Raw genomic sequence first — 11710 nt, forward strand, 5'->3', positions numbered from 1 at the left:
GGGGTGCCGGCCGGAGGTCCGTGCTCGGGCTCGGGCTCGGCGTCACCGCCCTCTCCTCCCCGCTGTTGTCCGCGCTCGCCGGTGCGTCGCCCGCGCACGCCGAGCCGGCGAGCGCTGCGGCGACCACCAGCGGCCCGCTGCGGGCCACGGACCCGGGAGCGTACATCGCCTTCTCCCCCGAGCCCGGCACGATGCCCCTGGTGGCCGAGGGCGCATCCCCGGCATCGGGCGCACCGCGGGCGGTGTGGAACCGTTCCCGGTGACCGCCGCCAGGCAGTCGCCCGGCGGGCGGAGCCCGCATCTGGCGTACACGACGACGCTGTTCACCACGGGCGGGGTCACCGTCTGGGCGTATCTGTCGCCGCGGAACGACGTGCTGGCGACCGGCGGGCTGACGTACGCCGTCTCGTTCGACGACGACCGCCCCCGGACGGTGAACATCACCGCCGTGACCGGGTCGGACGACGGCACGATGAACCGGCAGTGGGCGCGGACCACGTCGGACAACGTCAATCTGACGTCGACCACCCACCGCATCGCCCGGCCGGGCCGCCATGTGCTCCGGTTCCGGATGGTCGATCCGATGGTGGTGGTGCAGAAACTGGTCGTGGACACCGGCGGCCTGCGGCCCAGTTGCCTCGGCCCACCGGAGAGCATGCGGCTCGGCTGACCGGGCGGGGGACGGCGAACGACGGGGCCCCCGGGAGCGGATGCTCCCGGGGGCCCTGCCCGGCGGCCGGCGCCCGGCGCCCGTGGGGGCCGGCCTCCGAGGCGGGCACCGGCGGCCGGCCGGTGCCCGCCGTCCGGGGTGCGGGGGCGGGCGTCAGCCGGTGACCGGTGTGATCCGCGCCGGGCACCGCATGCGGCGGTCGAGGCCGGCCGGGCGCTGCGGGCCGGCCAGCCGCAGCCGGACGGTGTGGCGGACGTCGTCGGCCGAGCTCGACGAGGCCAGCCGCAGCTCCAGGTCGCCCGGCTCGACGATCCTGCCGCCGCCCACACCGGTGAACGACGCCAGGTCCGCGTGGAAGCGGAAGCCGACCCGCGCCGTCTCCCCGGCCGCCAGCGGCACCCGGGCGTAGCCCACGAGCTGCGCCTGCGGCCGGGTGGTCTGGGCGACCGGGTCGTGCAGGTAGAGCTGGACGATCTCGGCGCCGTCGCGCGTGCCGGTGTTGCGGACCACGACCTCGATGTCCGTCTCGCCGTCGGTGGCGATCTCGCCCGGCACCGGCGCCCCGGCCTCCCAGGCGAAGGACGTGTACGACAGGCCGTGCCCGAACGGGTAGAGGGGCGTGGGGTCGAGGTTGCTGACTCCGCCGGCGAGCCCCAGCGGCGGCTGGAGGTACGTCCACGGCTGGCCGCCGGGCCCGTACGGCACGGAGACCGGGAGCCTGCCCGAGGGGTTGACCCGCCCGGACAGCACGCCGGCCAGCGCGGGTCCGCCCTCCTCGCCGGGGAAGAAGGCCTGCACCACGGCGGCCAGCCGGTCGGCCCAGCGGCCCAGCGCGTAGGGGCGGCCGGTCACCAGGACCGCGACGACGGGCGTGCCGGTGGCGAGGAGGGCGTCCAGCAGTTCGCCCTGGACGCCGGGCAGGGACAGGTCGGCGGCGTCGCACCCCTCCCCCGAGGTGCCGCGCCCGAACAGACCGGCCCGGTCGCCGACCACGGCGACGCAGACGTCGGCGTCGCGGGCGAGGGCCACCGCGTCGGCGATGCCCGAGGTGTCCGGACCGTCCACGTCGCAGCCCTCGGCGAACCGCACGACGGCGCGCGGGAACTCCGCGGTCAGCGAGGCGAGGACGGTGGGGATGTCCACACCGACGGGGACCTCGGGGTGGGAGACGCCCACATGGCTGGGGAAGGAGTAGCAGCCGAGCATCGCGAGGGGGTCGTCCGCACGGGGCCCGACCACGGCGATCCGGGCGGGCGCGTCGAGCGGGAGCACTCCGCCGTTGTCGGCGAGCAGGACGCAGGAGCGTTCGGCGAGCAGCCGGGCCGTCTCCCGGTTGGCGGGCGTGTCCAGGTCGACGGTGCCGCGCACCCGGTCGGGTGCGGGCAGGCCGTCGAGGCCGGCGAGGACGGCGGGCAGGGGGGACCAGTCGGCGTCCAGCAGGCCGAGTTCGCATTTCTGGAGCAGTACCCGCCGCAGCGCCCGGTCGACGAGCGCCTCGGGCACGGTTCCGTCGCGTACGGCGCCGACGAGCGCCTCCCCGTAGGAGCGGACGGTCGGCAGTTCGACGTCGACGCCCGCGGTGAGCGCGACCCGGGCGGCGTCCGCACGGTCGGCGGCGACCTTGTGCAGGGTCTCCAGGAAGCCGATGCCGAAGTAGTCGGCCACGACCGTGCCGGTGAAGCCCCAGTCGTCCCGGAGCAGACCGGTCAGCAACTGGGGATCGGCGGCCGCGGGGACGCCGTCGATCTCCGCGTAGGAGTGCATCACCGAGCGGGCGCCGCCGTCGCGCAGGGCCATCTCGAACGGGGGCAGGATGACGTCGGCCAGTTCGCGTGCGCCGGCGCGCACGGGGGCGAGGTTGCGGGCGCCGGCCGAGGCGGAGTAGCCCGCGAAGTGCTTGAGGGTGGCGACGACCCCGGTCGACTCCAGGCCACGGACGTAGGCGGTGCCGATGGTGGCGACCAGGTACGGGTCCTCGCCGATGGTCTCCTCGACCCGGCCCCAGCGCAGGTCCCGGACGACGTCGAGCACGGGGGCGAGGCCCTGGTGGACGCCGACGGAGCGCAGGTCGGCGCCGATGCGGCGGGCCATCTCGGTGACGAGTTCGGTGTCGAACGTGGCACCCCAGGCCAGCGGGACGGGGTAGGCGGTGGCCCCCCAGGCGGTGAAGCCGGCGAGGCACTCCTCGTGGGCGAGCGCGGGGATGCCGAAACGGTTCGCCCCGGCGATCTGCCGCTGCGCCCTGGCCAGTCCGAGGGCGCCGGTCGCCGGGTCCACGGGCGCGGTGCCGAAGGGGCGGGTCAGCTGTCCGAGGCCGTGGGTGATCAGGGCGTCCCAGTCGACGGGGTCCACCATGTCGTTCTGGTGGGGCGCGACGCCTTCGCCCTCCGTGTCGGCGCCCACCCACACGCCGTAGAGCTGGGCGGTCTTCTCCTCGAGCGTCATCCGTCCGATGAGGTCGCGCACCCGCTCCTCGGGGGCGAGCGAGACGTCGCGCCAGGCGCCGCCGGCGGGGTGCGGGGTGCTTGCGGCACCGCGCGGCGCGGTGCCGGTCACGGGCCCGCCGGACGCGGGCGGTGCGTCCGGGGCAGGGGGGATTGCCATCGGGGCAGGTGTTCCTCTCGTCGTTGCGGACGTGGACGGGCGGGCGGCCGGAGCGAAGGGCTCCGTCATTTGCCGCCGACTCCCATCAGTCCGTTGATCAGGGCGCGCCGGGCGAAGAGGTAGACCGTGAAGATCGGGACCACGGAGAGCACGACGGCGGCGAGCAGCGCGGGCACGTTCAGCCCGAACTGGCCCATGAAGTTGAAGAGTCCGAGGGTCAGCACACGCTGCTCCTCCGACTGGGTGAGGATGAGGGGGAAGAGGAAGCCGTTCCACGCCTGGAGCGCGGAGAAGATCCCCACGGTGCTGATGCCCGCCCGGCTCATCGGGACGGTCAGCTGCCACAGCATGCGCAGCGGCCGGGCGCCGTCGAGCGCCATCGCCTCGTACAGCTCCTCGGAGATGTCGCGCATGGTCGAGGTGAGGACCAGCACGGCGACGGGCATCGCGAAGGCGGCGGTGGGCAGGATGACCGCGAGCAGCGTGTCGTACATGCCCATCTTGGCGATGAGCAGGTACAGCGGGACGACCACGGCCTGCGCCGGGATCGCCACCCCGAGCAGGAAGGTCCGGAAGACCGCCATGGAGGCGCTGCTGCGGGTGCGCACGGCGACGTAGGCGACCGGGACGGAGAACACCAGGACCAGCGCGACGGTGGCCACGGCGACCACGGCGGTGTTGCCCATCAGGGTGAGGAAGCCGCTGTCGAGGACGAAGCCGTAGTTGTCGAGCGTGGGATCGGCGGGCGGGGCGAGCGGGTTGCCGGTCAGCGCCTGGTCCTGCCTGGTCAGTGACGACGAGAGCAGGGTGTACAGCGGCAGCAGCACGATGACGAGCCAGACGAGCGCGCCCGCCCCGGCGAACGGGTTCCCGAGGCGCCGCGCGCGGCGGCCGGGCCGTGCGGCACGGCGCGCCGCGGTGGAGTGCGCGGACATCGCGGTCACATCCCTTCCCTGGTGGAGCGCATCGTGCCGAAGCCGCTGAACCTGACCATCAGCAGCGACAGTCCGGTCGCGACGACGACGAGCGCGGTGGCGACGGCGCTGGCGTAGCCGAGGTCGTAGCTCTGGAAGCCGACGCGGTACATCAGGTACGGCACGATGGTGGTGTCGGTGCCGGGGCCGCCCTTGGTCATGATGAGCACGGTGTCGAAGTAGGTCAGCGAGCCGACGATCATGAGCACCGACGAGGTGGTGATCGTGTTCTTCAGCTGCGGCAGGGTGATCGAGAAGAACTGCCGTACCGGTCCCGCGCCGTCGATCGCCGCGGCCTGGTAGAGGACCTGGGGGATCTGCCGCATGCCGCCCTGGTAGATCAGCGTGTGGAACGGCATGAACTGCCAGCCCCCGACGAAGGCGACGGTGAGCAGCGCCCCGGTGGACGTGCCGAGGATGTTCGGGTCGATGCCGAACCAGGGCCCGATCTCCTTGATGACGCCGAAGTTGGGGTCGAGCAGGGCGTGGAAGAGCACGGAGATCGCCGTGGTCGACAGCAGCAGCGGCAGGAAGAAGACCGCCGAGAGCACGGCCCGGTTGCGCTGGCGGCCGGCCGCCCACACGCCCAGCAGGAGGGCGACGGGTGTCTGGAAGAGCCAGCTGATGACGGTGAGCAGGGCGCTCAGCCGGGCGGCCTGGAGGAACTCCGGGTCGCCGAACAGACGGGTCCAGTTGTCGAGGCCGATGGGGGTGGGCGAGGTGAGGCCGTCCCAGGAGCAGAAGGACAGATAGACGGCGAGGCCCATCGGCACGATGGCGAAGAGGCCGAAGAAGACGAGGCCGGGCACGGCCCACGCGACGGAGGGCCGGCCGGACGCCGTGCGCCTGCCCGCCGCGCGGCGGCCGGGCCGAGGGCCCGCCGCCGCGCCGGTCCGCTGCTTGTCGAGCGGTGTGGTGATGGTGGTCATGGTTACTTGAGGGCCTTGAGGGCTTCGACGAACTGCTCGGGCGACGACTTGCCGGCGAAGAGCTTGTTGATCTCCGTCAGCATCGGGGTGGCCTTGTCGGCCTCCAGTGCCTGGTCCCAGGAGAGGGTGAAGTTGGGGGCCAGCTGGACCATCTCGTACTGGAAGGCGGCGAAGCCGGGGTTGGGCGAGGAGGCCAGCGTCTCCTTGGCGTTCGCGGTCGTGGGGATGTCACCGTTGCCGACGAGTGCCTTGGTGTAGTCCTGCGAGGCCATCTGCTTGAGGAACGCGAGGGCGGCGTCCTTGTGCTTGGTCCTCTTGTTGATGGACCAGTAGTTGGTGGGGTTGCCGACGACGTTGCCGGCCTCGCCCTTGCCGCCGGTCACGGTCGGGAAGGCGGTCCAGCCGAGGTCCTTCGCCGCGAACTCGGGGGCCTTGCCGAGCTGGGTCGAGTACTCCCACGAACCCATCAGGTGCATCGCCGCCTTGCCCTGCGCGAACAGGGCGGGGGCGCCGCCGTTGGAATAGGAGACGGAGGTGAAGTTCTTGCCGAACGCGCCGTCGTCGACGAGCTGCTTCGCCATCGTGGCGGCCTCCAGGACGGCCGGGTCGCCCCAGGCGGACGAGTCGCCGTTCTGGATCTTGCGGAAGACCTCGGCGCCGCCGATGCGGTCGAGCAGGTACTCCAGCCACATCAGCTGCGTCCAGGCGTCGGTGCCGCCGAGCGCGAAGGGCGTGATCTTCTTCGCCTTGAAGGTGGTGACGGCCTTCGTCAGGTCCTCCCAGGTCTTGGGCGGCTGGAGGCCGTTCTCGGCGAAGAGGGACTTGTTGTAGAAGAGCATGACCGGCTGCATGCCGCGCATCGGGACGCCGTAGACCTTGCCGTCCAGGCTGCCCGCGCTGATGACCGGGGAGAGGAAGCCGTCCCGGAAGACCGGGTCGCTCTCGAAGGCGGACGTCAGGTCGACGAGCTGGCCGGCGTCGACGTACGGCTTGATGGAGCCGCCGCCCCAGTTGAAGAAGATGTCGGGCGCGTTGGGCGAGCCCATGGCGGTGCGCAGCTTGTTGACGTACTCGGCGCCGGGCACGGAGACGAGCTTGACCTTGACGTCGGACGTCTTGTTGAACGTGTCGACGGCCGCCTGCTGCACCTTCACGGCGTCGTCGCCGTAGACGTACGCGGTGAGGGTGCCGCCCCCTCCCGCCGAGTCCCCGCCGCTGCCGGAACCGCAGCCGACGAGGACGGCCGCCATGGCCGTGGCGGCGATCGCCGCGGTCCACCGCACCGCGTGCGACCTGCCGCGTGCTCTGTCCGACCCCATACCGCACCTCTCCGAAACTTTCGAGTTGCTTGCCGAATGTTGCCGGAACCGTACGAGTGGGTTTCCGGCCCGTCAAGAGGCAGGACGGAAGGTTTCCCGATCGAAAGCCGGACCTTGTGCGGCAGAGGCGGCAGGCTACGATCGCGGCATGAGACCCGCGAACGTCCACCCCCGGCCGGAGCAGCAGCCGTCGCCCGAGGGGCCTGCCGCGGGCGGTGCCACGCTCGCGGCCATCGCCCGAGCGGCCGGGGTGTCCGCCCCGACAGTTTCGAAAGTCCTGAACGGCCGTGCGGATGTCGCCCCGGCCACCCGCACCCGGGTGGAGGCCCTGCTGCGGCAGCACGGCTACCGGCGGCGACGCAGCCCGGCGCAGCAGTCGCGGATGATCGATCTCGTCTTCCACGAGCTGGAGAGCTCCTGGGCGATGGAGGTCATCAGGGGCGTGGAGAACGTCGCCCGCGAGGAGGGGCTGAGCCTGGTGCTCTCGGAGAGCGCGGGCCGGCTGATGCCGGGGCAGACCTGGGTGGACGGCGTGCTCGCACGCCGTCCCGCCGGGGTGATCCTGGTGCTCTCCGATCTCGACGCGGCCCAGCGCGCCCAGCTGACCAGCCGCAACATCCCGTTCGTCGTCGTCGACCCGGCCGGCGACCCGGGCGACGACCTGCCGTCGGTGGGCACCACGAACTGGCAGGGCGGTGTGGCCGCCACGCGGCACCTGCTGGAGCTCGGCCACACCCGCATCGGGGTGATCGGCGGGCCGTCCCGGATGATGTGCAGCCGCGCGCGGATAGACGGCTACCGCTCCGCGCTGGAGGCGGCGGGCGTGGCCGTGGACCCGGAGCTGCTGCGCGAGGGCGACTTCCACCACGAGGCGGGGTACGCGGCGGGCATGGAGCTGCTGCGCCTGCCCGACCGGCCGACGGCGGTGTTCACCGGCAACGACCTCCAGGCCCTGGGGCTCTACGAGGCCGCCCGGGAGCTGGGGCTGCGCATCCCGGAGGACCTGAGCGTGGTCGGCTTCGACGACCTGCCGCTCGCGCGCTGGGTCGGGCCGCCGCTGACGACGGTCCGCCAGCCGCTCACGGAGATGGCCGAGGCGGCCGCCCGGCTGGTGCTCGATCTGGGGCGCGGCCGCCGGCCGGCTGCCACCCGCGTGGACCTGGCCACCACGCTGGTGGTGCGCAACAGCACCGCCCCGCGCCGGGGCTGACCGGCGCCGCCGGAGGGGCGGCCGGGACCTCGGGGTCCCGGCCGCCCCTTCCGTATGCGCTCAAGATCCTTCCTGGCTTCAAGAGTTGAAGCATTCTCCCGCCTGGTGGCGTTTCGCCTCCCCGTCTGCGCACGTCGAGCCATGAGTCACGTGCCACTACTGAAGGAACGCAGCCGTTTCCATCTCGTTAACAATTCACTTCTTGACGTCGCACTGTGTGCCGAGTTGACTTCCCCTACCTCGGCCGCCGAGTCGGCCATGTCAGGGAGGGTCCCCCATCGTGAACGCACATCTGCGTCGTGCCGCCGTCGCGGCCGCCGCTACGGCCATGGCCGTCTCGCTCGCCGCGTGCGGCAGTGCCAAGGAGTCCGGCGACAGCGCCAAGGAGCCCGCGGAGAAGAAGGGCAACGACATCACGATCGGCCTTCTGCTCCCGGAGAACCAGACGGCCCGCTACGAGAAGTTCGACAAGCCCCTGATCGAGGCGGAGATCAACAGCCTCACCCAGGGCAAGGCGAAGGTCGTCTACGCCAACGCCAAGCAGGACGCCACCCTGCAGACGCAGCAGGTCGACACCATGATCACCAACAAGGTCGACGTGCTGATCATCGACGCGGTGGACTCCAAGGCCATCGCCGGCGGCGTGAAGAAGGCCAAGGACGCCGGCATCCCGGTCGTCGCCTACGACCGCCTGGCCGAGGGCCCGATCGACGCCTACACCTCGTTCGACAACGAGGAGGTCGGCCACGTCCAGGGCAAGGCCCTGGTGGAGGCCCTGGGCGACAAGGCGAAGGGCGGGCAGATCGTGATGATGAACGGCGCGATCACCGACCCGAACGCCGCGCTGTTCAAGAAGGGCGCGCACGCCGAGCTCGACGGCAAGGTCACCGTCGGCAAGGAGTACGACACCAAGGAGTGGAAGCCGGAGAACGCCAACGCCAACATGGAGGCGGCGATCTCGGCCCTCGGCAAGGACAGGATCGTCGGCGTGTACTCCGCCAACGACGGCATGGCCGGCGGCATCATCACAGCCCTGAAGGCGGCCGGCATCACCCCGCTCCCGCCGGTCACCGGCCAGGACGCCGAGCTCGCCGGTGTGCAGCGCATCGTCGCGGGTGAGCAGTTCATGAGCGTCTACAAGCCCTACGAGCCCGAGGCCGAGGCGGCCGCCAAGATGGCCGTCGCGCTGGCGCAGGGACGCTCGCTGGCCGCGCTCGCCGACTCCAAGGTCGACAGCGCCACCACCAAGGGCATCCCCACCTACCTGGTGCCCGTGGTCTCGCTGACCAAGGACAACATCAAGGACACCGTCGTCAAGGACGGCGTCTACACGATCCCCGAGATCTGCACCCCGAAGTTCAAGGCGGCGTGCGACCGGCTGGGCCTCAAGTAGCCCAGCGGGAACCGGGCCGAAGGGTTCCGGTTCCGTCCGGGGCGTGTGTCGTCCCGCAGAAACCTTCCGGTATCCCGTCTCCGTCCTTCAGCCCCCGCTGCGGGGGCGGGGTACCGGGGGGAAACTCGCGTGTGGSGCTGTCCGCGCGCTTCCACTGCTCAGCCACCGTGCCGTCCGGGGTGTTCCGGGGGGTGCGGGATCCCCGCCGGTCAGGCGGCGAAGGAGATGGTTCACGTGTCCGCTACGCCCGTGTTGGCGTTGCGCGGGGTCTCCAAGCGGTTCGGTGCCGTCCAGGCGCTCACCGACGTAGAGCTTGAGGGGTTCCGGTTCCGTCCGGGGCGTGTGTCGTCCCGCAGAAACCTTCCGGTATCCCGTCTCCGTCCTTCAGCCCCCGCTGCGGGGGCGGGGTACCGGGGGGAAACTCGCGTGTGGGGCTGTCCGCGCGCTTCCACTGCTCAGCCACCGTGCCGTCCGGGGTGTTCCGGGGGGTGCGGGATCCCCGCCGGTCAGGCGGCGAAGGAGATGGTTCACGTGTCCGCTACGCCCGTGTTGGCGTTGCGCGGGGTCTCCAAGCGGTTCGGTGCCGTCCAGGCGCTCACCGACGTAGAGCTTGAGGTCCACGCCGGTGAGGTGGTCGCCCTGGTGGGTGACAACGGTGCCGGAAAGTCCACGCTGGTCAAGACGATCGCCGGTGTGCATCCGATCGACGAGGGCGCGATCGAGTGGGAGGGCCGGCGGGTCAGTATCGGCCGTCCCCACGACGCCCAGAACCTGGGCATCGCGACGGTCTACCAGGACCTCGCGCTGTGCGACAACATCGATGTCGTCGGCAACCTGTACCTGGGCCGGGAGCTGCGCAAGCGCGGCGTCCTGGACGAGGTGGAGATGGAGCGCCGGGCGCTGGAGCTGCTGAAGACGCTGTCGATCCGGATCCCGAGTGTGCGGATCCCGATCGCGTCGCTGTCGGGCGGTCAGCGTCAGACGGTGGCGATCGCCCGGTCGATGCTGGGCGAGCCGAAGCTCGTCATCCTCGACGAGCCGACCGCGGCGCTGGGTGTGGAGCAGACCGCGCAGGTGCTGGACCTGGTGGAGCGGCTGCGCGAGCGGGGTCACGCGGTGATCCTGATCAGCCACAACATGGCCGATGTGAAGGCCGTGGCGGACAAGGTCGCGGTGCTGCGGCTGGGCCGCAACAACGGCGTGTTCGACGTGAAGTCGACCTCGCAGGAAGAGATCATCTCCGCCATCACCGGTGCCACGGACAATGCCGTGACCCGYCGTGCGGCGCGCAACGCGGAGGTCCAGAAGTGACCAGCCTCGACAAGACCTCTCCCGCCGGTGACGTGCCGGTCGGCAACCCGGAGGCCGCGCACGACGCGGTCACCGCGGTCGATCCCCGCCTGCTSGTGCGCGAGCAGGGCCTCAAGGGCTACCTGTCGGAGTTCAAGCGCAAGCTGCACGCCGGTGACCTGGGCTCGATCCCGGTCGTCATCGGCCTGATCATCATCGCGGCGATCTTCCAGAGCCTGAACGCACAGTTCCTGTCCGCGGAGAACCTGTCCAACATCGCCGTCACCATGGTCGCCACCGGCATGATGGCCGTCGGCATCATCTTCGTCCTCCTGCTCGGCGAGATCGACCTGTCCGTCGGCTCGGTCTCCGGYGTCTCCGGYGCCATCGTCGCCGTGCTGTCGGTCACCCACGGCATGAACGAATGGCTCGCCCTGCTCGTCGCGCTCGCCTCCGGYGCCGCGATCGGCGCCCTGCACGGCTTCTTCTTCGCCCGCATCGGCGCCCCCGCRTTCGCCGTCACCCTGGCCGGCCTGCTGTTCTGGCTCGGSTTCATGCTCCAGCTGCTGGGCGAGAACGGCACCATCAACCTCGACGGCGACGGCGTGGTCGGCAAGCTGACCACCTACTACTTCACCGACGTCGCCGCCGCCTACGGCCTGGCCGCCCTCGCCGTCGCCGGCTTCTTCCTCTCCTCCTTCCTCGACAACAAGCGCCGCGCCGCGGCCGGCGTGCCCTCCCGCCCGCTGTCCGACATCGTGCTGCGCACCGCGGTCCTCGCCGTGATCGCGTTCGCCGCCGCGGTGATGTTCAACCAGTACAAGGGCCTGCCCCTGGCCCTGGTCCTCTTCCTCGCCGTCCTGGTGGTCACCGACTTCGTGCTGCGCCGCACCGCCTACGGCCGCAAGATCTTCGCCCTCGGCGGCAGCGTCGAGGCCTCCCGCCGCGCCGGCATCAACGTCACCGCCGTCCGCGTCTCCGTCTTCGCCCTCGCCGGCTTCTTCGCCGCCGTCGGCGGACTGTTCTGGGCCTCCAAGATCGCCGCCGCCAACCAGAGCGCCGGCGCCGGCGACCTCCTCATGAACGTCATCGCCGCCGCCGTCATCGGCGGCACCAGCCTCTTCGGCGGCCGCGGACGCACCTGGAACGCCCTCCTGGGCGTCATGGTCATCGTCTCCATCCAGTACGGCCTCGCCCTCGAAGGCATCGCCACCCCCATCCAGTACATGATCACCGGCGGCGTCCTCCTCGCCACCGTCGTCATCGACTCCATCACCCGCAAGACCCAGAAGACCGCAGGCCGCGCCTGACACCCCCGCCC

9 protein-coding genes and 2 pseudogenes are annotated in these 11710 nt (G+C 71.4%); 7 read left to right on the forward strand and 4 right to left on the reverse strand.

What is annotated here, in order from left to right; all coding sequences use genetic code 11:
* The coding region (locus EAO77_RS38630; RefSeq protein WP_222723670.1) for a hypothetical protein at positions 1 to 263 on the forward strand (263 nt) is incomplete at its 5' end.
* Positions 203 to 670: pseudogene (locus EAO77_RS15680) on the forward strand (glycosyl hydrolase); the annotation flags it as partial. The gene EAO77_RS38630 and the pseudogene EAO77_RS15680, both read left to right, overlap by 61 nt.
* 153 nt (positions 671 to 823) lie before the next feature.
* Here the strand turns inward: EAO77_RS15680 and EAO77_RS15685 are convergent.
* The 4 genes from EAO77_RS15685 to EAO77_RS15700 all read right to left on the reverse strand — a co-directional run bounded on the left by EAO77_RS15685 (position 824) and on the right by EAO77_RS15700 (position 6427).
* Complete coding sequence (locus tag EAO77_RS15685) at positions 824 to 3274, reverse strand: glycoside hydrolase family 3 N-terminal domain-containing protein (protein ID WP_147988578.1); 2451 nt, start codon at positions 3272 to 3274, stop codon at positions 824 to 826.
* A gap of 65 nt (positions 3275 to 3339) precedes the next feature.
* Positions 3340 to 4209, reverse strand: a complete 870-nt coding sequence (locus EAO77_RS15690) for a carbohydrate ABC transporter permease (protein ID WP_147989155.1) — start codon at positions 4207 to 4209, stop codon at positions 3340 to 3342.
* A 5-nt stretch (positions 4210 to 4214) separates the two neighbouring features.
* The gene (locus EAO77_RS15695; RefSeq protein ID WP_147988579.1) at positions 4215 to 5177 is read right to left on the reverse strand and encodes a carbohydrate ABC transporter permease; all 963 of its coding nucleotides are present in this window, start codon (positions 5175 to 5177) and stop codon (positions 4215 to 4217) included.
* A 2-nt stretch (positions 5178 to 5179) separates the two neighbouring features.
* Positions 5180 to 6427 carry an extracellular solute-binding protein gene (locus tag EAO77_RS15700; protein ID WP_261993996.1) on the reverse strand — a complete coding sequence of 416 codons (1248 nt, stop codon included), beginning with the start codon at positions 6425 to 6427 and terminating at the stop codon, positions 5180 to 5182.
* A gap of 217 nt (positions 6428 to 6644) precedes the next feature.
* On the opposite strand from EAO77_RS15700, the gene EAO77_RS15705 reads away from it, so the two are divergent.
* The 5 genes and pseudogenes from EAO77_RS15705 (at position 6645) to EAO77_RS15725 (ending at position 11699) form a co-directional block, all read left to right on the forward strand.
* Positions 6645 to 7706 carry a LacI family DNA-binding transcriptional regulator gene (locus tag EAO77_RS15705; protein WP_147988581.1) on the forward strand — a complete coding sequence of 354 codons (1062 nt, stop codon included), beginning with the start codon at positions 6645 to 6647 and terminating at the stop codon, positions 7704 to 7706.
* Between the two features lie 328 nt (positions 7707 to 8034).
* The gene (locus EAO77_RS15710) at positions 8035 to 9099 is read left to right on the forward strand and encodes a substrate-binding domain-containing protein (protein WP_147989156.1); all 1065 of its coding nucleotides are present in this window, start codon (positions 8035 to 8037) and stop codon (positions 9097 to 9099) included.
* A 225-nt stretch (positions 9100 to 9324) separates the two neighbouring features.
* Positions 9325 to 9417: pseudogene (locus EAO77_RS15715) on the forward strand (sugar ABC transporter ATP-binding protein); the annotation flags it as partial.
* 204 nt (positions 9418 to 9621) lie between these two features.
* Positions 9622 to 10410 (forward strand): ATP-binding cassette domain-containing protein, encoded by a 789-nt coding sequence (locus tag EAO77_RS15720; protein WP_147989157.1) that lies wholly within the window; start codon positions 9622 to 9624, stop codon positions 10408 to 10410.
* Positions 10407 to 11699 (forward strand): sugar ABC transporter permease, encoded by a 1293-nt coding sequence (locus tag EAO77_RS15725; protein WP_147988582.1) that lies wholly within the window; start codon positions 10407 to 10409, stop codon positions 11697 to 11699. The genes EAO77_RS15720 and EAO77_RS15725 overlap by 4 nt, the downstream gene beginning before the upstream one ends.
* The last annotated feature ends 11 nt before the right edge of the window (positions 11700 to 11710 follow it).

This window comes from Streptomyces sp. T39 (assembly GCF_008042045.1).
In the GTDB taxonomy this organism is placed as follows: Bacteria; Actinomycetota; Actinomycetes; order Streptomycetales; family Streptomycetaceae; genus Streptomyces.